The sequence below is a fragment of the Brevundimonas sp. Soil_N_31 genome, assembly GCF_057655995.1.
The window spans coordinates 389,498-413,283 of sequence record NZ_JBDGLE010000002.1 but is presented as its reverse complement, the minus strand read 5'-3'; the positions used below and the strand labels follow the sequence as shown (position 1 = coordinate 413,283).

The window sequence follows — 23,786 nt, the reverse complement described above, 5'->3', positions numbered from 1 at the left end:
AGGAGTTCAAGCATGCCTAGTACCGTCAGACTCGACATACCGGTTCTTCTCCCCGAAGCGCCTGATGCCTCGGACGCCTGCGTGGAACGGCTCGTCAAACGCCTGTCTGGCGCTCCGGGCCTGTCCCAGGTCCATGTCGCGGAATCCCCTTCCGGGCCCCAGCTCTGCCTGCACTACGACCCCGAGCTCCTGTCGCCGGACGAGGTGCGCCGCAAAGCGCTCCAGGCCGGAGCCGAGATCAGCCAGCGCTTCGGCCACCTGGTTGGCTGGACCCAAGGCGTGCGCCACGCGCGGCACGCCCGTTCGCTCGAGACCGATCTCAAGGCCGAGCCCGGCGTCCTCGAGGTCGGGCTAGACGCCGCCGGCGCGGTCCGCGTCGAGTTCGACCAGAACCGGACCACCCGCGACCAGTTGATGAAAACGCTCGCCGGCCACGGCCTCGCCTTCTCCCTTCAGCCCTTCTCGGCCAGGTCTGAACATGCCGCCGGCGACCACGCTGGCCACGACCACGGCCACGGCCACGGCCACGGGAAAGAGGATCACGCCGACCATGATCACGCCCATGGAGGGATTTTCGGCGCCAACACCGAACTGATCTTCGCCCTCGCCGCCGGCGGCGCCCTCGGTCTCGGCTTCGCCCTGGAAAAACTGGCCTCGGGCTTGCCGGGCTGGATCCCGCTCGCGCTCTTTCTCTGCGCCTACGGCCTGGGCGGATTCTTCACTGTGCGTGAGGCGATCGACAACCTCAGACGCAAGCGCTTCGAGATCGACACCCTGATGCTGGTGGCGGCGGCGGGCGCGGCCGCGCTCGGCGCCTGGGCGGAAGGCGCCCTGCTCCTCTTCCTCTTCAGCCTCGGCCACGCCCTCGAGCACTACGCCATGGGCCGGGCCAAGCGCGCCATCGAAGCCCTGGCGGAACTGGCCCCGCGCACAGCCCGGGTGCGGCGTGACGGCGAGGTGATCGAAATACCCGTTGAGGCGCTCGAGGTCGGCGAGGTGGTGGTGGTCAGGCCCAATGAACGCCTGCCCGCCGATGGCTTCGTCATCAAGGGCGCCACCAGCGTCAATCAGGCCCCGGTCACCGGGGAGAGCATGCCGGTCGACAAGCAGCCGGTCGACGATCTCGCCGAGGCCCGGGCCCGCCCCGCCTCCATCCTCGCCGCATCCGCCGTCTTCGCAGGTACAATCAACGGCGCCGGCGCCATCGAGATCGAGACCACCCGCAAGTCCAGCGACACCACCCTGGCCAAGGTCGTGCGCATGGTCAGCGAGGCGGAGACCCAGAAGTCGCCGACACAGAGGTTCACCGACCGGTTCGAGCGCGTCTTCGTTCCCCTCGTCCTGGGCCTGGCCTTCATCCTGCTCTTCGCCTGGGTGGTGGTCGACGAACCCTTCCGCGACAGCTTCTACCGCGCCATGGCGGTCCTGGTGGCCGCCAGCCCCTGCGCCCTGGCCATCGCCACGCCGAGCGCCGTCCTGTCGGGCGTCGCCCGCGCCGCCCGCGCCGGCGTCCTGATCAAGGGCGGCGCGCCGCTTGAGAACCTCGGCGCCGTCGACGCCATCGCCTTCGACAAGACCGGCACCCTGACGGAAGGCCGCCCGCGGATCACCGACGTCATCCCCGTCGACGGGGCCGACGAACGCGCCCTGCTGACGGTGGCGGTCGCCGTGGAACGGCTCAGCGACCACCCCCTGGCCGAAGCGATCGCCCGGGACGGCGCGGCGCGTCTCGACGGCGCCGCCGTCCCTGCCGCTTCAAGCCTGCAGAGCCTGACCGGCAAGGGCGTCGCCGCCGAGCTCGAGGGCGTCACGGTCCAGATCGGCAAGCCCGAGATGTTCGGATCGGACGGCGTGCCGGTTCTCGGCGCCCAGGCGACCAAGGCGGTCGATCGCCTTCGCGCCCAGGGCCGCACCCTGATGGTGGTGCGCCAGGGCGAACGCGATCTCGGCGTGATCGGCCTGCTGGACACGCCGCGTGCGGCCGCGCGCGACGCCCTGACAAGACTGAGATCTCTAGGCGTCCGGCGCATGATCATGATCTCGGGCGACCACCAGGAGGCGGCCGAAGCCATCGCCGGCCAGGTCGGGTTGACGGAGGCCTGGGGCGACCTCATGCCCGACGACAAGGTCGAGGCGATCAAGCGCCTCCGCGCCGAGACCAAGGTCGCCATGGTCGGCGACGGGGTCAACGACGCCCCCGCCATGGCCACGGCCACGGTCGGCGTGGCCATGGGCGCGGCGGGCTCCGACGTCGCTCTGGAAACCGCCGACGTGGCCCTCATGGCCGATGATCTGTCCAATCTCCCCTTCACGGTCGGTCTGAGCCGTCGCACCCGAACCGTCATCCGCCAGAACCTGTTCGTTAGCCTCGGCGTGGTCGCCTTCCTCGTACCGGCCACCATCCTCGGTCTCGGCATCGGCCCGGCCGTCGCCCTGCACGAAGGCTCCACCCTCCTGGTGGTGTTCAACGCGCTGCGCCTGCTCGCCTACCGCGATCGACAGGCGCCCGCATCCTATCCGGTATAAAGCCCATGAAACGCCTTAGCTGGCTTACCCTCATCGCAGCCTTCCTGGCGGCTGCAGCCTTTCTGTTCGGCATGATGTCGCGTCAATCCTCGGCCGATCGTCCGGCGGCTGCGGCCGTCCAGCCGATCGACGAGCACGCTGGCCATGCCGACGCCCCGGGAGACACGCCCTCGACCCGCTCCTTCAAGGAGGCTAATGAACATCTTCACCAGGCCACTGACATCCGCTGGACCGGCGACGCCGACGTCGATTTCATGCGCGCCATGATCGCTCATCATGAGGGCGAAATCGCCCTGGCCCGGATCCAGTTGCAGCACGGCTCTGACAAGGACGCCCGTGGGCTGGCCCAGGACCTCATCCGGGCGCGCGACACGGAAATCCTGCGAATGCGCCTCTGGCTGGCGCGACGCGAAACTCAGCCGGCGCCGAAGAGCGGCGCCTGACATGGCGCGCACCGTTCGATGGAGGGAAGGCCGGCCCGGCAAGCGTCGTGGCAGGCGGCTGCCGCCGCCCCGGGCGAATCCGCTTCTCGACGGGCTCGCTGTCCTGACGGCGAGTTTCATGAGCGCCGGCGCTGTTCTCACCTTCGCCATCTTCTGCTTCAGCACGCTCGGATGGCCGGTGCACGTGGTCTATGGCGTCGGCCTTCCCCTACTCGCCCTGGCCGGTCTGCGGCTCGCACCACGCGCCCGTCCGGGACTCACCCTGACCCTTCTGTTCAGCCTGCTCTGGCTCGGAGGCTCTGGCTTTCTCTACGTCGTGCGCGACGACCTGAACCCTGTACGCCACTATCACGGCCCGCCCGGCGCGGCTCACGGGGACGCCGGCGTTTCGCGCCCAAGCGAGGCCTCCGGTCCCTCAGGTCATGCTCAAGGCGCCGAGACGGCGTCCTCTGGCTGAGACGTCTCACGCAAGGCGTCCAACACCCGATAGTCCTCGACGGTCGTGCGGCCCAGCGATCCAGGACGGAGACGAGGGTGTCCTCCAGCCGCACCAAGCCTCTTTCGCGATCAGCTGTGAAAGCTCGTAGCCTGGTCTTCACGCCCTGACGCAGCGGCCGGCGCGAGAGACTTGATGAAACGGACGCGCTCCAGGTGGAAATCCAGCTCCGGCTTGTAGCCCGCCTCGGCGAACGCTCGCTGTTGAGGCGGCGCCAAGGCGGCGCCATCGACTAGCCACCATTGCGGATTGGCCGAGGCCTTGGGCAGGAGGCCGCCCAAGATGCGTTCGATGTCGCGAAAGCTCAGTTCAACCTCAAGCGCCTTCTGACGACGCAGATACCGAACAAGCGGGTCATATTTGGCCATGTTTCAGCCTGCTCCCGTTCTTCGGCGCATCGAGCCGCCGGTCCTTGAACGCCTGCGCCTATAACGGCGCCCGTCGCTTTGGAAAAGACCGGCCCTGTGGAACAGCTCGGCTTGAAACACCCCGCGGCTTCACCGCGACAGAAACCAAGACCCAAGGCGTTCCGAAGACCGCTAGCAAACTCTCCCGCAAACGCGGAGGTTCCGCGATTGAACGTTGGATCAACCGGTTCATGTTCACGTCACTGGCGAAGCCGGTCAGCTCGGGCTATCTTCCCTCCATGGCCAATTCCTTCGCGACGCCCTCGAAATCGGTCCAGAAACGCGGCTCTGTGGTTTCCCGGCGCGCGACCAAGGGCGCGAGCTCCAAGGTCACCTTCAGCGGCGTGACGGTTATCGCTCCCAAACCCGCGTCCGCCGATGTCAAACGCAATGTGGCGATGAGCAGCGAAGCGCTTGAACGCGCCAAGAAGCGACTGATGCGCCCTGGCGTCCGTCTCTACGCCCGCAAGGATGTTCCGCTCTATTCCGCCGACCCTGACCGTCCCGGCGTCTTCATTCGCGAACTGAACGGCAAGACGGAGCGCGGCGTGCTGGAGAACGGGACCTTCAAGGTCACGGGTTGACCAGCCTCCGCGTCGCGGTAGACGCCATTCTCGCCGCCCAGATGCAGACAGAAAAACCGCTCGCCATCATCCTGGCGGGGCACAATGGCTCGGGTAAGTCCACCATGTGGCGCCGGTCCCTGGCCGACACTCTGCGGATTCCGCTGATCAATGCTGACCGGATGATGCTGTCCATTCTTCCCGAGGCCGGCGACGATGGATTCCTCGCGGCGTGGGCCGCTGAGCTTCGTGACACGGATCGCGGCTGGATGAGCGTGGCCCAGCAGGGCGTCAACGCCTTCGCGGGTCACGCGATGGCCGCTCAGGTGCCCTTCGCCATGGAGACGGTCTTCTCCTACTGGGAACCGCAGGAAGACGGCCGGATCCTGTCCAAAGTCGACCTAGTCCGAGACATGCAGGCGGCAGGCTACTTCGTGCTGCTGTTCTTCGTCGGCTTGGCCAATCCCGAACTATCCATCCTGCGCGTCCAGACGCGCGTGAGCAGCGGCGGCCACGGGATCGAGGAAGGCGTCTTACGACGCCGTTTCCCCAGGACTCAGCAGGCGATCAAGCTGGCCGTCGATGTCGCCGACGCCTCCATCCTCACGGACAACAGCCGGTCCCATAGGGAGGCCTTCACCGTCTGCCGCGTCCAGATCGGCGGCCAGGAGGAGTTCGACGTGCGGCGCTCCGCCTCCCCCGCCGCCCTGATTCTCAACTGGCTGGAGATCGTGGCGCCGGACGCTGAGGCTCAGGCTCCGCTCGAGACCGACCCAGGCAGGCAGTAGGCCGACCAAGCCTGCATGACCTCCCGTCGCTTTCGCAAGGCGTCGCTACGTCTGTAGGCCCGCTCGGTTTCGTCGCCGACGGCGTGGGCGAGGCATTCCTCGATGACCTCCCGGGCGTAATGCGTCTCGTCCCCCGCCCAGTCCCGGAAGGTCGAACGCATGCCATGAGGCGTGCAGCCCGACGCCAGGTCCCGCAACAGCATGTCCATCGCCATGTTGGACATCACCCCGCCCTTGGGGCCCGGGAAGATCAGTTGATTGGGTCTGACCCGCGCGGGTCGGATCGCCTCCAGCACGGCCAGGGCGCCGACTGACAGGGGCTGGCGAAAGGCCCGCTCCTTCATACGGCTCTTGTCGAGCTCCCAGACGTCGTCCCGGATCTCGCCCCAGGTCGCCTCAAGCGTCATGGTCTCCCGCGACGCCGTGAGGATGGTGAACTCCAGCGCCCGAGCCGACATTCCCTGACTGTCTGCCAGACGCTTCATGAAGGCCGGTATCTGAACATAGGGCATGGCCGGCATATGCCCGCGCTGCAGCCGGGGACGCGGCGGCAACAGGTGGTTCAGATTGCCCTTCCACAGGGCCGGGTTTTCTCCGGTGCGCAGCTTCATGACCCGAGCGTAGTCCAGCACGCGCTCCAGCCGCTCGCGCAACTTGCCCGCGGATTCGGCCTTGGTCAGCCACATGGGCTGAACGACGGACAACACAGCCTCGACGTCGATCTCATCGATCGGCCTGTTCTTGATGGCCGCGGCATGACGCTCGATCGAGCGCATCCAGCCCGCCTTGGTCTTTCGGCCCCGCCAGCCGCCTTCCTGGGCCGCCACATAGTCCTTCCAGCACGCCAACAGCGTCGGCCGCCCTTCGACCCGAACCGGCCGGGGCGGATCCATAGGCGCCACGGGCGCGGGAATGGGGGCGGACTGACCGCACTCAAGAGGATCCCGCCCTGCCGCAACGGCCCGTTTCGCGGCGTCACGGGCGAGCCGGGCGTCAACCAGGGAGACGTCGAGGAAAGAACCCAGTCCCAGGTCCCTTCGTGCCCCACCCGAACGATAGCGATAGATCCAGCTGCGTCCGCCGGTCCCGGAGACGACGAGATAGAGACCGTCGCCGTCGGAATAGTAGCCCTTGCTCTTGAAGCCTCGGACACTTCGATCCGTGAGCTTGTTGACCTTCAAAGCCATGAACACGCCCCCCGCAAATCAATCCGGAAACCTGATTCTAGTGGCTCCTCATTTCATTTCCACAGCCCTCCTTCCCATCCAGCTTCCCATCCACCAGACAAAAGCTTGTAGAAACGCGCCGAAACGGCTCGAAACGAAATGAAAAACACAACACATTGTATTGAAGCAGTTTTCGCGGAACCAACCGCACCTCGGCGACACGATATGGAAAACTATTTCCAGCCTCTACCCGCGGAGCCACTCGGGGGTCTAAGCTTTGAAAGCGTCGAGTTTGAGCTCAGCTCGCCCCGAACACTTCAGAGAATAAGCAATCATATTGCAGGTCGTACTTGGCTACGCCGATGACCATTCCTTGATTTACCTGAGCCTTTCTAAAGCCCCAGATGATGCGCTGCAAAGGCCAGGCGGTCGGCGGCGCTCTTGGCGGTTTTGGATCGGCTATTGCCTGCGCCGTGGCCGGAATCCTTGTCCACCGTCAACAGAACGGGCCGCGAGGGATCGGCCAGCGCCTGCAGGCGGGCGGCGTATTTGAAGCTGTGCATCGGCGCGACGCGGTCGTCCGTGTCTCCCGTGCCGATCAGCAGGGCTGGGTAGCGCCTCCCCCGGACGGCGGCGTGGTAGGGCGAGTAGCCGTGCAGGACGGGGAACAGGGCGGCGTCCTGAGGATCGCCGTACTCGCGGATCCACAGCCGGCCGTTCGTAAACTGCGTGAAGCGCAGCATGTCCAGCACGCCCACGGTCGGCATGGCCGCCGCATAGAGGTCCGGACGGCGAGCGACGGCGCCCCCGACCAGCAGACCGCCGTTGCTGTAGCCGAAGGCCGCGAGCCGTTCGGGCCGCGTATAGCCCGACGCGATCAGGTGAACCGCACAGTCGTTGAAGGCGTCGAACACCGCAGGCTTGTTCGCCAGCATTCCGGCCCTGTGAGAGGCCTCGCCATAGACGCCGTCTCCCGGCAGGGCGGCGATGGCGAACACCCCGCCCATGTCCATCCACGTCACCTGCTCCGGCCTGAAGTCGGGCGGATAGGAAGCGCCGAAGCCGCCATAGCCGTAGAGGATGGTCGGAGCGTCGCCGCGCCGCGCCAGGCCTTTGCGAGACGCGATGAACAGGGGAACGCGATTACCGTCGCGCGCCGTCACGACCACGCGCTCGACCTGATAGTGGGAAGGCTCGACCGGGCCTTGCGGCTTGTCGACAACCACGGAGCGTCGGCGCGCCACATCGTACCGATAGGTCGTCAGCGGCTGACCGAAGCCGGAATACTGATAGTAGATCTGGCCCGGCTGGGCCGCGCGCGACAGCCCCTGCACCACGCCGAAGCCCGGCAGCGAAACGGCGCGCTCACGACCATTGTGCAACGAACGGCTGACGAGGGTGTCGCTGCCGTCGGTCAGATACTTCAGAATGAGGGCGTCGCCGGCCAGCAGCGCGCCTCGCAGCGGGAAAGCGCGTTCCGGCACGACTTCCATGATTTCGCCGGGACGCTCGGCGTCCACGGAAACCAGGCGCCAGTTGGCAGCGCCCACGCTGGTCAGCACATAGAGCGTCGCGTCCCGCGAGCCGATGAAGTAGTTGCCGGCGAGCGGCTCGGCCGGGCCGAGGTCGATGGGCACGAAGTCCGCACCGGGTCGGGTCAAATCCTTGTACAGAAGGGTGATCCCGCCGCCCGCGTAGCCGGTGTTGATGAGCAGATAGCGGCCATCGGCGGACAATTTGCCGATGAACATATAGTCCGGATTGGCCTTGTCTTCGTAGATCAGGACATCCGCGTCCTGAGGGTCGCCGAGGCGGTGGAAATAAAGCTGCTGTCCGCTGTTGCCCGACAGGAACAAGGCGTCGGGCTGAAGGAAGCGCGCGTAGTAGAAACCCGAACCGTCCGCGGCCCAGAAGGCGTTGGAGTATTTGTTCCAGTGAATGGCGTCGGCCAGGGTCTGACCGCTGCTGCGATCCAGCACGCGCCAGACGCGCCAGTCGGAACCGGCGTCCTGTCGGGCGTAGGCGACGTAGCGGCCGTCAGGCGACACCGCATAGCCCGCCAGCGCCGCCGTACCGTCGGCGGACCATTGCGCGGGGTCCAGCAGCCTGCGCGCCTCGCCCGTCTCGCCCTGGCGCACCCATAGAGAGGATTGTTCCTCGCCTCTGGCGCGGCGCATGAAGAACTGAGCCTCTCCGGCCGTGGCGATCGGGCCGATGGTTTCAATGTCGAACAGGGCATCCAGGCGGGCGCGGATGTCCGCGCGCCCGTCCAGGCCCTGCAGATAGGCGTCCGAGACGGCGTTCTGCGCCGTGGTCCAGGCCTGCACCCGCTCGGACGTGCGGATGTCCGCTTCCAGCCAGCGATAGGGATCCTCGACCGCGACCTCGCCGTAGAGGTCGATCACCGGCTCCACGGGCGTCGGCGGATAGGCGCCCCAGGCCAGCTCAGACCGGGCCGCCGCAAGGGCCGGACAAAGCAGACTCGCCCCCGTCGCGGCGCCCAACAGCAAGGCGCGGCGTCGGTTGAGCAGGCTGATGTCCGACATGGGGTTTCCGCTTCTAGGACTGAGACGGAGCGACGACGCCCTGAGCCGCGACAACAGGCTTGCCGCCGCGCGCGATGTAGGCCCGCATATGCTCTTCCAGCGTGGTCAAGGGCACGGCGCCCAGGGCCAGGATTTCATCGTGGAAGGGGCGCGGGTCGAAGTTCTCGCCCAGGGCGGCCTCGGCCTCGCCGCGCAGACGGCGGATGGTCAGCTCGCCCAGCTTGTAGGACAGGGCCTGGCCCGGCCAGCTGATGTAGCGATCGACCTCGGTCTCGACCTCGTGGCGCGACAGGGCCGTGTGGCCCGCCAGATAGTCGATGGCCTGTTCGCGCGACCAGCCCTTGAGGTGAACCCCCGTGTCGATCACCAGACGCGCGGCGCGCCACATTTCATAGCTGAGGCGACCGAAGTTCTCGTAGGGCGTGCGATAGATGCCCATCTCGACGCCCAGCCATTCCGTATAGAGCCCCCAGCCTTCGCCATAGCCCGAGAAATAGGTGTGACGACGGAAGGCCGGCCCGTCGGCCTGCTCCTCGGCCAGGGCCATCTGGAAGCTGTGGCCCGGCGCGCACTCGTGCAGGGTCAGGGCCGGGATGTTGTACAGCGGCCGACTGGGCAGGTCGTAGGTGTTCATCTGGCAGGATTCCAGCCCGCCACGCCCCGCCGTGTAGAAGGGCGCCAGCGCATCGGGCACCGGGATGATGGTGAAGCGGCGGCGCGGCAGGGCGCCGATCAGCTTGCCGATCTGGCCGTCGGCGCGCTTGGCCACCCAGGCCGAGACCATCATCAGTTCGTCCGGCGTCTTGGCGTAGAATTGCGGGTCGGTGCGCAGGAAGTGCAGGAACTCGTCGAACGACCCCTGGAAACCTGCGTCCGCCATGGTCTGGCGCATCTCCGCCTGGATGCGGGCGACCTCGGACAGGCCGATCTGGTGGATCTCTTCGCCGCTCAGCTCCAGCGTCGTGTATTTGCGCACCTGGGATTCATAGTAGGCGACGCCGTCGGGCATGTCGCGCGCCGCCAGAGCGGTGCGGGCGCGCGGCTGATACTCATTCAGATAGAAGGCCAGCAGGGTCTTATAGGCCGGGATCACCGCCTCATTGACGGCCGCCGTCGCCTCGGCGCGCAGGCGGGCCTGCTCGTCGGCCGGGATGGTCGCCGGCATCTGGCGGAAGGCCGCATAGAAGGCGTTGGCTTCGGCCGTATCGGTGATGAAGTTGGTGATGGAGGCTTCGCGCCTCTCCAGCGTCACGCGCGGCACGCTGAACCCGCGCGCCAGACCGTCGCGCATGTTGGCCAGGTGCTGGTCGAAGTAACGCGGCGTGTCGCGCATCCGCGCGATATAGGCGCGATATTCCTCGGCCGTGCGCAGGGCGCCGGGCTGGTCCAGATAGGTCCAGAAGGAGCTGTCGCTGTTGAACGGCATCTCCCATTGACGGAACTGGCCGTCGATCACGGCATGCTCCAGATTGGTGCGGAAGACGGCGGCGTTGATGCGATCCTCGGCCGACAAATCGTCCAGCGGGATGGCGTCCAGCTGGCGCAGCAGCCCCCGAACATAGGTCAGGCGCTCCTGTTGCGAGGCGGGATCGACGCTCTCGTGACGCACAGCCGGGCTGTACTCGCCGTCCGCCCGCTTGACGATGCCGTAGCGGGCCATGCCGGCGTCGGTTTCCGCCTCATACAGGGCCTTCAGGCGAGCCCCGGCTTCCTGCATCCGGGCGGCAGGCGGCGAGACGTCGGCCGCAATGGCCGGAGTCGTCCCGGCCAGGATGGACGAGACGGCGCACGCCGTCAGGAGCAGAGTTCTCATCGCGGGTTCCCCATGCTTTCCCTGAAAGACATCAGGCGGTTCCGGTATGCCGACGCCGCCTGATTGAAGAGTAGTCGAAGAGGCGTTCGCCTCTTCGTGGTTTGAGGTCGGCCTATCGGCGCAGCGTCACGCCGATATAGAAGGTGCGGCCGATCACGTCATAGGTGCCGGCCTGATAGCCGTATTCAAAGTTGGCGCCGCCGGCTTCCGCGCCCGGAATACGCGGCGGGGCCTCGTCGAAGGCGTTGCGCAGACCGCCATAGAGCGAGACGCGCTCGTTCACCTCATAAGAGGCCGACAGGTCGCTGTAGAAGACGTGGTCGGTTTCCGTCACGTCATACAGGTCGGGCGTGACATGGCTGCCCGGCCGCATCGGGCTGAAGTGGCGCAGGGTCCAGTTGGCCGTCCACGGTCCGGCGTTCCAGGTCGTGCGGACGGCGCCCTTCCATTCGGGCGCGCCGAACAGGCCCACCGTCTCGTCGATGGTCGAGGCGTCGCTGGCGTCCAGGATGAAGCTGCGCTCCAGCAGCTTGGTGTAGACGGCGTTGATCGACATCGAACCAGCTTCCTCACCCATGCCGACCGAGCTCAGATCGAAGCGGTAGTTGGCCTCGAAATCGATGCCGCGGGTCTTGAACATCGACATGTTCAATTCCTGCACGTTCACGGCGACCAGGTTGTTGGTCGTCGGATCGCGCTCGACCAGGCCGCAGAACATGTTGTCCATGGACTGCAGGTCCACGCACTTGTTCAGGATGGCCTGGGCGCCGAACGAACCGATGGCGTCTTCCAGTTCGATGTCGAAATAGTCGACCGTCAGCGAGAAGTTCGGAATCCAGCGCGGCTGGATCACGACCCCGGCGGTGTAGGTCTGGGCCGTTTCGACGCCCAGGCCCTCATTGCCCGATTGAATCACATCCAGCCATTGCCAGTAGGTGTTCACGTTCTGCGGCTTGATCGCCGCGCAGTTGGCGGCCGTGAAATCGGTCCGGTCCACGCGGTTGACGACGTCATGGTAGTTGCAGGGATCGGCCAGCCATGCGCCGCCCGTCTGTCCCGCCGTGAACAGCTCGCTGATGTTGGGCGCGCGCACCGATTGACCGTAGGTGCCGCGGAAACGGATGTCGCTGACCGGGGTCCAGTTCAGCGAGGCCTTGTAGGCCGTGGTTTCACCGGCGGTGCTGTAGTCCGACTGACGCACCGCGCCTTCGAACGACAGATCCTCGATGCCGGTGACGTTGCTGATCAGGGGCACGCGCACTTCGGCGAACACTTCGGCGACGTCGTAGTCGCCCACCAGAGACGTGGCGGTCGTGCCGATGCTCGCATCGAATTTCGGGCTCAGCGGATCGTATTCCGGGGTCGCGCCGATGTCGTTGCTTTCGGTGCGATACTCGGCCCCGAACACCACCTGGACCGGACCGGCCGGCAGGTCGAAGGCGGACCCGGTGACATAGGCCGACACGACCTCCTGCTTCAGGGTCTGCACCGAAGGGCTGGTATCGTACTGGATAAAGTCGATGACGTCCTGCGTCAGCGGCTTGAACGGGTTCAGCGGCACGCAGCCGTTGGACGGATCGGCGCAGACAACCGAGCCGTTGGGGCCGGCGACCGCATTCAGCGCCTGGGTATAGCGGCCGTTGGCGGTGGCGTTCCGGGTGCGCACTTCCTGGCGCGTGCGGCCGTTCGAATAGTGCGCGACCCACTCCCAGTCATTGCGGCCCAGCAGGCTGAACCGCCCCTCGGCGCCGACGGTCAGCTGATACATGTTGCGGTCGTATTCGGTTTCCTGGCGGCCCAGTTCCGAGAAGCGACGCGCGAAGCCGATGCCCGTCGCCACGCCGCCATTGGCCGCGATCATTTCCGACGTGATGAACGGATTGCTGGCCGAGAGAATGTCCGTGCCATAGGCCGAATAGGCGCGATAAAGACCCTTGGAATCCGTCTGGGCGTAGGTCAGATCGCCGAACAGCTTGATGTTCTCGGTGATCTGATAGTTGCTCGAAATAGCGACCGAATATCGCTCGCTCGGCACCGCCAGCGCCCAATCGTCATAACGCCCGCCGAACTCGCCCCCGTCAGTGCGGAAGCTGATCAGGGACGGATTGCCTGTGGTGGCGCCCAGAAGGCCGCTGGGCCCGTACACAGGCCGACGCAGGGAGCCGTCCGGATTGAACGTATAGAGGTTGCCCGGCCCGCCCAGCTGCACGACGGCGCTGTCGAGATCGTACACTTGGCGGTTGCCGTCGGTCAGCGTGTACTTGCCGTCTTCGCCGCGAATGTAGAAGGGCGCGCCGCCCGACGTCCAAGGACGGTCCTGGCCGAAGACCGCGTCGTTGTGCTGATTATAGCTGCCGAACAGGGTGACGTTGCCGCGGTTGTCGTGGAAATTCCGACCGAACAGAACGCTGGCGTCGTAGCCCTGCAGATCGCCGCGGGTCGAACCGGAGTAGGTTCCGGTGAACTCCATTCCCTCGTAATTCTGCTTCAGGATGAAGTTGGCCACGCCCGCCACGGCGTCAGCGCCGTACATCGCCGAGGCGCCGCCGGTGATCACGTCGACGCGCTCGACCAGGGCGGAGGGAATGGCGCTGATATCGACGGCCGACGAGCCCGGCATGGCGGGCACGCGACGGCGACCGTTGACCAGCACCAGCGTACGCTCAGTGCCCAGACCGCGCAGATCCAGGGCGTTCAGGCCCGCATTGCCCTGCTGGTTCGAGGTCTGGTTGTTCTGCGAGACGAACAGGCTCGGAATCTCGTTCACGAGGTCGGCGATTTCGCTGACGCCCGAGCGGCGGATCGTTTCGGCGTTGATGATGGTGGTCGGGGTCGGCGTCTGGACGCCGCTGCGCCGAATACGGCTGCCGGTGACGACAATCTCTTCAACGGCCGTCGCCCCATTGTCGTCCTGCGGGGCCTCAATCTGAGCCGCCGCCGGGAAGGCCGCCATGCAGAGCGCCGTCGCCGCAGCGCCGACATACAGTTTTGATGCGAATTTCATTGGCGTCCACCCTCATAAAAGCATCACATTCTTGCCTCACATCCTTAAAGTCCGCAATAAATTTGGACCTTCAAAAATTTTGATATGCGCGCTGTTTTCATCATTTTCTTCGGCGCCAGCGAACAAGATCATGTCGAAGGTTTGTTTGGATTGCGGCGCGCCGTCGCCGCTGTCACTGTGGACGCACTGAATGAGCAGGAGCGATTGCGACATTGGTCACAGGCAGATGGCTTGCGGTCTTATTTGACCGAAAACATCTTTTCGATCTGACCCAAAGAGCGGACGCTGCAGAGAAGGCATGATGACGACGCATCGCAACAAGAGCAGCGCCTTTCTTAAGTTTGAGACGCGCTCAAAGGTGCAGCAGCTGCCGATCGGCGATCGCATCAAGGCGCGCCGCAAAGCTCTGGGATTGACGCTTCAGGAATTGGCGACGCGTAGCGGCCTGTCCGCACCGTTCATCTCACAGGCCGAGCGCAATCTCACCACGCCGTCTGTCTGGTCCCTGATGAGTTTGGCCAAGGGACTTGAGGTGGAGGTCTCCCACTTCATGGAATGGCCCCAGACCAACCAGATCGTGTTCCGCGCAGCGGCGCCCAAGACCGTCGATATCGATTCCGTCGTGGGATATGTAGATCTTTCATCCGAACTGCCGGACCGGAAGATGGATGCGGTTCTGGTTCGCATTCCGCCGGGGTTCGCCTTTCCGCCAGCCTCCCACAACGGCGAGATTTTCCGATACGTCATCAAGGGAACGCTGACGGCTGTCGCCGGCGACGTGGAAACCTTGCTCGGCCCCGGCGACGGGATGCACTTCGATGGCCGCGTGACCCATTTCGTACGCAACGATTCCGACGAAGAAGTCCTGCTGCTCTATGTCGGCACTCCGGCCTTCTTGCGGGAAGACTCCTCCGCCTAGTCCGCCTAGCTCACCCCCTTGACCAGGCCCCTGCCCTCACAGCCGAGACGTGCCTCAGGCCGAGGTACGGGAACGTCAGTTCGGTCGCGAGCCGAGCTTGTGCACAACGCCGACCTTCGTGGCGGCGGCGGCTTTCTTTCCTGAAACGCCGTCGAAACAAAAAAGGCGCGGACCGAAGCCCGCGCCTTGATCGAGATCAGAAGAAGCCCAGTTTGTCGGGGCTGTAGCTGACCAGCAGGTTCTTCGTCTGCTGATAGTGGTCCAGCATCATCCGGTGGTTCTCACGCCCGATGCCCGACTTCTTATAGCCGCCGAAGGCCGCGTGCGCCGGATACTGGTGGTAGCAGTTGGTCCAGACGCGGCCCGCCTGGATGGCCCGGCCCGCGCGATAGGCGGTGTTCATGTCACGCGACCACACCCCGGCGCCCAGGCCGTATTCGGTGTCGTTGGCGATGGCGATGGCTTCTTCCAGCGTCTTGAAGGTGGTCACGGCCAGAACGGGACCGAATATCTCCTCCTGGAATATCCGCATGTCGTTCGTGCCCTTGAACACCGTCGGCTTGACGTAATAACCGCCCGCCAGATCGTCCTTCAGCACCGCCTGATCGCCGCCGGTCAGCACCTCGGCGCCCTCGTCCTTGCCGATCTTCAGATAGGACAGGATCTTCTTCAGCTGCTGGTCCGAGGCCTGGGCGCCGACCTGGGTGGTCGGGTCCAGCGGGTCGCCCTGCTTGATGGCCTCGACACGGGCGATCGCCTTCTCGATGAAGGCCTCATAGATGTCTTCGTGGATCAGGGCGCGGCTGGGGCAGGTGCAGACCTCGCCCTGGTTGAGCGCGAACATGGCGAAGCCTTCCAGCGCCTTGTCGAGGAAGGCGTCGTCAGCGTCCATCACGTCCTTGAAGAAGATGTTCGGCGACTTGCCGCCCAACTCCAGCGTCACGGGAATGATGTTCTGGGTGGCGTATTCCATGATCTTCTGGCCGACGGCGGTCGAGCCGGTGAAGGCGATCTTGGCGATGCGCGGATTGGTGGCCAGCGGCTCGCCGACCTCGATCCCCGTGCCCGAGACGATGTTGAGCACGCCCGGCGGCAGGATGTCCTGGATCAGTTCAGCCAGCAGCAGGATGGAGGCCGGGGTCTGCTCGGCCGGCTTCAGCACGATGCAGTTGCCCGCCGCCAGCGCCGGGGCGATCTTCCACGCCGCCATCAGGATGGGGAAGTTCCACGGGATGATCTGGCCGACCACGCCCAGCGGCTCGTGAAAGTGATAGGCGACCGTGTCGTTGTCCAGTTCCGAAATACCGCCTTCCTGCGCCCGGATGCAGCCCGCGAAATAGCGGAAGTGGTCGATGGCCAGCGGGATGTCGGCGGCCAGCGTCTCGCGCACCGGCTTGCCGTTGTCCCAGGTCTCGGCCTCGGCGATGGCCTGAAGATTCTGCTCCATGCGGTCCGCGATGCGGTTCAGGATCAGCGCGCGCTGGGCGACGCTGGTCTTGCCCCAGCCGTCCCTGGCCGCGTGGGCGGCGTCCAGCGCCAGCTCGACGTCGGCCGCGTCCGAACGAGCGATCTCGCACAGGACGCGGCCGTTCACCGGGGAGGTGTTCTCGAAATAGCGGCCGTTGACCGGGGCGACCCACTGGCCGCCGATGAAGTTGTCGTAGCGCGCCTTGTATTTCGGCGTCACGGCGCGGACGAATTCGGGTTTGGTCATGGGAACGGCCTCCTTGCGGTTTCCTCGGACGCCGATTGTCGGCGTTGTTTGAAGCAAGGTCGGTCGGCCCGGCGGCCTGTTCCAGACGCCGCCCGGATGGTGCGGCGCACACCTGTCGCAGACTTGCGACAGTTTCCGTCGAGATCGGTCAGTTCAGGTCGATCAGGCCCAGACGGTGCAGCTTGCGGTGCAGGGTGGCGCGGCTAACGCCCAGCGCCCGCGCCGCCGCCGAGACATTGCCTCCGGTGCGGGCCAGGGCGCGGCGCACCGCCCCTCGCTCAGCCTCCAGCAAGTCGATCTCCGCCCCGCCCGGCGTCAACAGGTCGGAGGCGGGCAACTGGGCCGCGATCCGCTCGTCGGTGATCGACAGGGACAACCGCGCCGCCCGCGTGGCGCCGATCACCAGATCGTCCCGATCCACCGCCAGCAGGGCCGCCGCATTGCGCTCGCTGGCCCCGCCCGCCAGCACGATGCGCGCATCCGCGAAGGCCTGGCGGAAGGTCTGGGCCTCGATCGCCCGCGCGGCATCGGCCACCGCCGCCGAGATCAGCCCCAGGATAGCCTCGGTCGCGTCAGCCCGGCACGATGAAACGTCCAGCGCCCCGGCCAGCCGTCCCATATGGTCATGGATGGGGTGGGTGATGCAGCTCAGCCCGGTGTTGCGGGCGTGGAAATGCTGTTCGCGATGGATGGTCACGGCGCGATGCTCGGCCAGGGCCGTGCCGATGCCGTTGGTGCCCTCGACCGCCTCGGACCAGACGGCGCCGGGCCACAGGCCCCAGCGGTGGAAGGTGTCGTCGTCGGCCACAGCCCCGCGTCGCTCGACCGGTACGCCCTCGGCATTGGTCAGCAGAATGCAGCACCCCACCCCGCCGACGGCCAGAAACAGCCGGTCCAGCACGCCTTCGGCCGCGCGCGTCATCGGCTCCATCGCCTGCCGCGCCTCGCGCAGCTGCTGCTCGGTGATCGTCTCGACCGCCCCATGTTCGCTGGGGTCCAGGCCGTACAGGGTCACGGACCGACGCCACGACGCCGCCAGGGCCGAGCGCGCTCCGGCCCCCTCGTCATCCAGCGCCTGACGGATCAGGCTGGCGTGTTCATGTCGCACTCTATCGCCCATGGCCGCAGCCTCCCAGGGTCAGGGACAGCCGATCAAACGCCCGCGACCTCGGAACGTCAATGCGACCTATGTTCAACGGCTCAGAAGCGCCGCTGCAGGCTCAGACGAACCGTGCGACCGATCGGATCCTGAAAGTCGCGACCGTAACCGGGCGCCGGTCCGCCGTCGCCCAGCCGCGCCTTCGGCCTTTCATCGAACAGGTTCGCGACCTCCAGGTTCACCTGCAGACCGCCGCTCCGACGGCGCGGCCCATCGCCTTGGCCGCCCGCTGCCGGACGAGCGGACGTCATCTGGAAGTTGAGCTTCAGGTCCACGGCCGTGAACGGCTCCAACAGCAAGTCCTCAGGTCCATCCGTCCCGCTCAACCGTCGCGTGCGATAGCCGTCCTGCCAGCGGGCCGAGGCGTTCATCCCCCAGCGCCCTTTCCGCGCATCGATCATCAAGCGCGCGTCCTGCCTGGACACGCCGCCTCCGTCCCCCCGCAACCGGTCCAGTTCAGGCAGCCCGGCGGCCAGCGACAGCGTACTGCGCAAACGATAGCTGTAGTTCAGCGTCACCCTAAGCACAGCCGCTTCGCCCGCAGCGGGCCTGGAAGGACGCGGAAGGTTGAAATTCAAACTGCTGGTCAAGCCTTCCGTCAAGCTGGAACCCAGGTTCAGGGGGCGATAGTCAACGCTGACCAATCGTCCGTCGCTATCGCGGCGGAACCGCTCGGGAAAGGCGGCTTCGACATCCTCCGTCAGGTCCGGCAGGGAGCCGACCCCGTTCATCGTCTTGTCGCGCTGATAGCCCAGATTGGCGGACAGGCTCCACCGCGTGAACGGCCCCAGTGCCGCCGTCAGCGAAAGGCGCTCCGCGCGCGGTTGCTGCAGATCAGGATTGCCGCCCATGATCGGCACGACCTCCACCGCCTGACCGGTGCGGAAATCGAACACCACGCGGGGCGTGTCGTGATACAGAGGTTCGGACCTCAGATTGTCAGAAATACTGTCGTTGGCTGAGGACCATAGACCGTTCAGGCGCACCTTCTGTCGCGGTATCCAGGTCAAGGCCGCGTTTATCTCGTCGCCAGATCCCGCGCCTGTATCCCGAACGCCGCCGCCGACCGTCGCAAGCAGATCGCCTACGCCACGCAACACGCCGCCTTGGATCCCGGTTTTCGCCAGAGGAAACGCTAGGGATCCCCTGGCCTCTCGCGTCTCAAAGCGACTTGTCGTTCGCCCCCGGTCTCGTTCGACAGTCGATTGGTTGGCGAGGAGATTGCCGCTAAGATTTGCGACCAACGCCCCGGTCGGCAGCTCAATCAGCGCGCGGCCGGCCGATCCGCTAACCCCTGCCATGCGGTTTTCGCTTCGCATATCGCCGAATCCGCTCTCGCGAGCGCGCGACGCCTGGCCGGTTATGTTCATCTGAACCTGCCATCCCAGCGCCTTTCCGCTTAGCCCGACGGCCGCGCCCATGCTTTCATTGCGACGCATGCTGTCAACGACCTCATCGCCGAAACGTATGCGCGACGGGCTTTCCCGGGCCTGACCGTTCAGGCTGAAAACGGTCGACCAATCGCCGAGCGGACGCGTCGCGCTGAGATTCAAGGCAGCCATGTCCACGCGAGGGCGCAACGTTATCGCGCCGTCCATCAAGCCCTCGCCCCCCTCCCGGTCACGTTCGTCGGCGCGCAAGGCGGTGTCGCGAGAAACGCGAGCGCCGAACTGAAGGGTCCGCTCGCCCTCAATCGCAGAGCGACGCAGATCGGCGGACAATGACGACATCCCGCCCTGTGTCGGACGCCCGCCCGTCGCCCGGCCGTCATGGCTCTGGAACTGTCGTTGCAGGACCAGATTCACTACCCTCTGACCAGGCGCGCCGCCATAGAGGGCAGCCGCCTCCGCGGGCAGCACCTCGGCCCGAACCAGAGCGTCGGGCGGAAAGCCGGTGAAGGCGCCGGAATTGGCCACCCGCTTGCCGTTGATGATCACCAAAGGCGCTTCACCGACGCCATGCGTCTCGCCCAGGCGCTGCAAAACCTCGCTGATGTCCCAGGCGCCCAGGGCGTCGATCTCTGCGCCGCCCAACTCGACCTCAGGCGGAACCAGGGCTGCGCCGCGACGGCCGCGAACCTCCACGTCATCGACCCTGACCGGCTCTTCCAGGTTCTGGCGCATGGCCTGGTCGGCTGCGGCGCTCGCCACAGAGGTGCGGGCCTTCGCCGCCTGCGCGACATCCGCCTGCCCCATAGCGGCCAGACTGACCAAGGGCAGCCACAACAGCATGCGATACTCCGTCGTACGCGACGTCTCGCCTGACAGCTAAGTCAAATTAAGCCCCGGGCCTAGCCCTTACAGACGACGCCGTTTGCTGAACTGTCAGTATGCAAATCAAAGAAACGCCGGGAGCTCTTGCGAACCCCCGGCGTCGGAAACGATGCAGTCATGGAAAAGACGACCGCACCATCAGGCATGATCAGGAAATGGTCAGGCCCGGCGAGCTCGTCAGCGTGCCCGTGATTTTGCACGAGTTCGGCGAGCCGGGAATGGTGGAACCGGGGAAGCTCACGCTACTGGTTCCATTGTCCCAGTTCGTCGTGATGACGCCATTGCAGCTGCCCAGGATCGAGCTGGCGCCGATGTTGGTGATGGTAATCGAACCACCTCCGTTAGGCGTGATCGTCCAGGGGAAGCCCGACGGTGAAACCAGGAAGCCGCATTGCCAGTCGCCTGGGCTGAAGCTGCCGCCGGTGATGGTGGCCGAACTGCCGTCAGCAGCCACAGTCCCGTTCAACGAGACGTTGCATTCGATGGTCGTCGATTGCTCAAGGATCAAGGCGCCCGACAAGACAAACGAGGTGCCCGCCGGGCTGATCGATTGCGCCATGGCCGGAGCGGCAAAGCCAGCGACGGCGAGAACGGCGGCCGAAGCAATAGAAGCGGTTTTAAACATGTCATCTCCTCCCAAATATTTCACCAGTTAATGGTGACACAAACACAAGACAATTGAACTCAATGTAAGTCAAATTATAAACATGATTAATACTAAATTGTTCGTCTCAAATTTGATAAATAATTGCAAAAAACGCCGCCATCTTATTTCAGATGGCGGCGCAGAGTTTAAAATCAGAACTTCTTACTTACACTTACAGCTATCAATCTAGGATCAAGAGTGAAAACGTTTGTCGTCAAACCAGTATCATCACTGTTGGTGAAGGCGTCAGTTATTGGTGTGTTATCAAACAAATTCTTGACATATGCTTGTAAAACTAGGCCGCTCGACATATTTTCGAGCGTAACGTTGATATTCACATTATCCCATGCCTTCAGGCGATCATATTCCGTATTATAGACACGAGCATAACTGCTTCCCTGATAGTAGTAATCGCCGCGCAGCGTCAGATCCCAATCGCCAAGGAAGAAGGTGTACTGGGCGCCGATGTTGGCCGTGATGTTCGGCGCGTTGGGCAATTCATTGCCGCTGATATCCGCCTCAAAACCACGCCCCCCGTTCGGCGCGTCCTTGAACGGATCGTATGTGAAACCGAACAGACGCCAGAACGGAACACTGGAGGTGTAGTTGGGATCAAACGTCCCTGTCCGCAGCGAGCCGCCGCACAGCGCCTGAAGCGCGCCGGTTTTCAAATTTTCCAGAAAAGCCGAGCCCAGGATTTTTTCGACATGCTTGGTCGGCGCGATACAGTTCGACGGCACCTGCAGCCAGGGCCGCAGCACCATCCAGTCGGGATTGCCCTGGGTTCGGTTCATGACGTCGATGGAGCCTTCGCCATCGCCGATCTTGGTGTCCAGATAGCCGATGTTCGCATCCAAGCGCAGGTTAGGCGTCGGCTGGAACACCGTTTCCAGCTCCAACCCCATCATGCGCGCATCGAAGTTCTCGTTCAGCGAGATACGATCGACGATCTGCGACACCTGATAGTCGGTGTAGTCGTAATAGAAGGCGGTCAGATTCAACCGCACCTTTCCATCGTGGAAGGAGTTCTTCGTTCCGATCTCGAAGGCGTTGACATATTCCGGCTCAAACAACTCGGCCAGCGGCTGATACTGGATGACCGACGGATTGATGTCGACGCGAGGCGGGTTGGCGCCGCCGCCCTTATAACCCCGAGCGTAGGAGGCGTAGATCAGGGTGTCGTCCGTAAAGGGCGTCACCGGCTTCCAGTCCAGCACCAGTCGCCCGGTCAGGGCGCCCCACTGCTGCTTGACGTCCGGCAGCGCCGGATAGCCGCGACTGACATAACCGCCCGACGACGGTCCCGGATTGCCGCGATCCGCACCCAGAAGCAGCTGGCTTGGATAGGGCGTGCTGATCTTGCGATCATCCGTGTAACGCAACCCCGCAGTCAGCCGCAGGTCAGACGTCAGATCCCAATACCCCTCGCCAAAGACCGCCCAGGACCGCGTGTGAACAGCGTTTTTGCTCCGAAAATAGTTATGCCCGTCGCCCGCCAAGTTCGCGATTGGCGTCGGATCGACATAGACGCACTCCTTGGTCGCCTGAGGCGTACAAAGAAGCGGCTGCCTGCCCATCGAGGTATGAAGACCGACATCAACGTTGTAGTAATACTCCGCCAAGAAGGTAAAAACGTTGTTAAATACATAATAATCGTCTTGAGACTTGAAATCTAAATAGTTAGCTCCGAGATTGAAATTAAACCTTCCATCAAAATCCGACTGCAATCGAATTTCCTGCGACCATTGGCGATTGTCCGATTTGCTTAGGTCCGTGGATATCATTCGGTTGGAAGTGCCCAACTGAGGATCTGTGTAATACCCGCCAGGAAGCTGCGAGGGGCCTACAATTGGTTGGCCAAACGGATCTCTTTGACCATCAGTGCTGTTGAAGATCGGGTTAGAGACAAATCGATTGTAATCCTGCGCGGAATAGTAGGCGTCCTCGGCATAGGCCGTTTGAGAAATAAGCTTCAGCCGGTCGGTTAGGTCGAACTCCATATTGAATTGAGCGACGTCGTTCTTTACCCGGAAGATCGGATCATAGCTGGTCGCGATCTCGCGCAGATTTCGCGACTGGGTCAGACCCGCATAGGGATCAGTGCCCAAGGGCACACCCACGATAGTTTTGCCCGAGGCATCCCGACCAAAGGACAGGGAAGCTAGAAAGATATGGGCGAACGCGCCGCCGTTCGGCGCGCCATAGGCCGCGTCATCATAGAGCGAGCTGGGCAAGCACCCCTGGCTCAGCCGGTTACGGATCAGATCGGAAGTAATATTGACCGCACCCACGCGCGTCGGCCCCGGATCCCGCGTACACAACTGCTTGCCTGTGCGGGAACGCTGATCGTCTTCCTCGAAATGCTCCCAGATGAAGCTGGTGCGGAAGCGGTCCGTCGGTTCCCACAGGGCCGAAAAGCGCGTCGACCACATGTCGCGGTCGTTCACCTGGGTGTCGTTGAAGCTGTTGTAGTCGAACCCGTCGCGCTTGGTCGCCGATCCGGCTAGACGAACGGCGAAGGTGTCGGTGATCGGTACATTGACCATGGCCGACATGCGCCGGGTGTCATAATTGCCCGCCTCGCCCTTGACGAAACCCTCGAAGTCAAAGCCCGGCAGGTTTGGGATCATGTTGACCACACCGCCGGTGGCGTTTCGGCCATATAGCGTACCCTGCGGACCGCGCAGCACCTCGACGCGGTTCACGTCCAGATACTCCTGCTCGAACAGGCGGTTGCGGATCAGGGGCGTGTTGTTGAAGCTGACCGCCACGGCCGGGTCGCTACTGGCCGAAATCGCCTTAGTCCCGACCCCGCGGATCGAGAAGTTGTACATGGAGAAGTTGGCCTTGGAGAAACTGACGTTCGGGATCGCCCGCATCAATTCCGACCCGCCCTCGATCTTCATGGCGTCAAGATTTTCGGCCGAGAGAGCCGTTACGGCGATCGGCACGTCCTGAATCGATTGCTCGCGCTTCTGGGCTGTAACGATGATGTCGCCCACCGTAGTCGCCTCTTGAGACGGCGCGGCGTCCTGAGCCAATGCAGGCCCCGCAGCGACGACAAGAGTGAAAACGGACGCGGTGACAGCCAGACGCGCGCGATTACAGGCCGTTAAAGCCATGAAACGTACCTCCCCAGACATCGGACGCCCTTCCCCAGACGCACCGACATGTTTCCCCCGCCCTGTGATGTATCATCCTGAGACTGGGCGGAACGTCACAGGATTGAAGCCCAACGATCCATCTATTCACCGCCCTGTCAATACACTACTTACACCAATGTGCGATGACGTAGGGTAAGTTTTCGCACTCGCGAAACTTGT

The 23,786-nt window shown here is 64.2% G+C and carries 17 protein-coding genes and 1 pseudogene; 7 read left to right on the top strand and 11 right to left on the bottom strand.

The features are described from left to right. Positions 1-81: 81 nt before the first annotated feature. From AC3A3G_RS05065 to AC3A3G_RS05055, 3 genes are all read left to right on the top strand, one after another. Positions 82-2,526: a heavy metal translocating P-type ATPase gene (locus AC3A3G_RS05065; protein ID WP_436357887.1), complete on the top strand. Its 2,445-nt coding sequence runs from the start codon at positions 82-84 to the stop codon at positions 2,524-2,526. Between the two features lie 5 nt (positions 2,527-2,531). Further along, on the top strand, positions 2,532-2,969 hold the full coding sequence (locus AC3A3G_RS05060) for a DUF305 domain-containing protein (RefSeq protein WP_436357886.1): 438 nt from the start codon (positions 2,532-2,534) through the stop codon (positions 2,967-2,969). Between the two features lie 118 nt (positions 2,970-3,087). Further along, positions 3,088-3,426 (top strand): hypothetical protein, encoded by a 339-nt coding sequence (locus AC3A3G_RS05055; protein WP_184273029.1) that lies wholly within the window; start codon positions 3,088-3,090, stop codon positions 3,424-3,426. Positions 3,427-3,536: 110 nt separating this feature from the next. Here AC3A3G_RS05055 and AC3A3G_RS05050 read toward each other — a convergent pair whose 3' ends face one another. Continuing rightward, positions 3,537-3,833, bottom strand: a complete 297-nt coding sequence (locus AC3A3G_RS05050; RefSeq protein WP_184273027.1) for a DUF7662 domain-containing protein — start codon at positions 3,831-3,833, stop codon at positions 3,537-3,539. 44 nt (positions 3,834-3,877) lie between these two features. Between AC3A3G_RS05050 and AC3A3G_RS05045 the strand changes: the two genes are divergently transcribed. Continuing rightward, a complete protein-coding gene (locus AC3A3G_RS05045) occupies positions 3,878-4,456 on the top strand; it encodes a hypothetical protein (protein WP_436357885.1) in 579 nt (192 codons plus the stop codon). After that, positions 4,453-5,223, top strand: coding sequence for a hypothetical protein (locus tag AC3A3G_RS05040; protein WP_436357884.1), 771 nt, complete (start codon positions 4,453-4,455; stop codon positions 5,221-5,223). Before AC3A3G_RS05045 ends, AC3A3G_RS05040 begins: the two co-directional genes overlap by 4 nt. On the opposite strand, the gene AC3A3G_RS05035 is transcribed toward AC3A3G_RS05040, so the two are convergent. The 5 genes and pseudogenes from AC3A3G_RS05035 to AC3A3G_RS05015 form a co-directional block, all read right to left on the bottom strand. Next, the gene (locus tag AC3A3G_RS05035; RefSeq protein WP_487487700.1) at positions 5,187-6,116 is read right to left on the bottom strand and encodes a tyrosine-type recombinase/integrase; all 930 of its coding nucleotides are present in this window, start codon (positions 6,114-6,116) and stop codon (positions 5,187-5,189) included. The two genes, AC3A3G_RS05040 and AC3A3G_RS05035, sit on opposite strands and share 37 nt — an antisense overlap. Positions 6,117-6,167: 51 nt before the next feature. Further along, a pseudogene (locus AC3A3G_RS05030) lies at positions 6,168-6,410 on the bottom strand (Arm DNA-binding domain-containing protein); the annotation flags it as partial. 371 nt (positions 6,411-6,781) lie between these two features. Beyond that, positions 6,782-8,935, bottom strand: coding sequence for a prolyl oligopeptidase family serine peptidase (locus AC3A3G_RS05025; protein WP_487487691.1), 2,154 nt, complete (start codon positions 8,933-8,935; stop codon positions 6,782-6,784). Between the two features lie 13 nt (positions 8,936-8,948). Beyond that, positions 8,949-10,748, bottom strand: coding sequence for a DUF885 domain-containing protein (locus AC3A3G_RS05020; RefSeq protein ID WP_487487690.1), 1,800 nt, complete (start codon positions 10,746-10,748; stop codon positions 8,949-8,951). Between the two features lie 112 nt (positions 10,749-10,860). Continuing rightward, positions 10,861-13,752: a TonB-dependent receptor domain-containing protein gene (locus AC3A3G_RS05015; protein WP_487487689.1), complete on the bottom strand. Its 2,892-nt coding sequence runs from the start codon at positions 13,750-13,752 to the stop codon at positions 10,861-10,863. 84 nt (positions 13,753-13,836) lie between these two features. Between AC3A3G_RS05015 and AC3A3G_RS05010 the strand changes: the two genes are divergently transcribed. Continuing rightward, a complete protein-coding gene (locus tag AC3A3G_RS05010; RefSeq protein ID WP_200165266.1) occupies positions 13,837-14,022 on the top strand; it encodes a hypothetical protein in 186 nt (61 codons plus the stop codon). A gap of 28 nt (positions 14,023-14,050) precedes the next feature. Beyond that, positions 14,051-14,671 carry a helix-turn-helix domain-containing protein gene (locus tag AC3A3G_RS05005; RefSeq protein WP_487487688.1) on the top strand — a complete coding sequence of 207 codons (621 nt, stop codon included), beginning with the start codon at positions 14,051-14,053 and terminating at the stop codon, positions 14,669-14,671. 196 nt (positions 14,672-14,867) lie between these two features. Here AC3A3G_RS05005 and exaC read toward each other — a convergent pair whose 3' ends face one another. The 5 genes from exaC to AC3A3G_RS04980 form a co-directional block, all read right to left on the bottom strand. After that, positions 14,868-16,385: an acetaldehyde dehydrogenase ExaC gene (exaC, locus tag AC3A3G_RS05000; protein WP_200165268.1), complete on the bottom strand. Its 1,518-nt coding sequence runs from the start codon at positions 16,383-16,385 to the stop codon at positions 14,868-14,870. Positions 16,386-16,533: 148 nt separating this feature from the next. Next, on the bottom strand, positions 16,534-17,505 hold the full coding sequence (locus AC3A3G_RS04995; protein ID WP_487487687.1) for a GAF domain-containing protein: 972 nt from the start codon (positions 17,503-17,505) through the stop codon (positions 16,534-16,536). Positions 17,506-17,585: 80 nt separating this feature from the next. Continuing rightward, positions 17,586-19,481, bottom strand: coding sequence for a porin family protein (locus tag AC3A3G_RS04990; RefSeq protein WP_487487699.1), 1,896 nt, complete (start codon positions 19,479-19,481; stop codon positions 17,586-17,588). A gap of 484 nt (positions 19,482-19,965) precedes the next feature. Next, positions 19,966-20,442: a protein activator of alkane oxidation PraB gene (locus AC3A3G_RS04985; protein WP_200165271.1), complete on the bottom strand. Its 477-nt coding sequence runs from the start codon at positions 20,440-20,442 to the stop codon at positions 19,966-19,968. 173 nt (positions 20,443-20,615) lie between these two features. Further along, positions 20,616-23,585: a TonB-dependent receptor gene (locus AC3A3G_RS04980; protein WP_487487686.1), complete on the bottom strand. Its 2,970-nt coding sequence runs from the start codon at positions 23,583-23,585 to the stop codon at positions 20,616-20,618. Positions 23,586-23,786 lie beyond the last annotated feature (201 nt).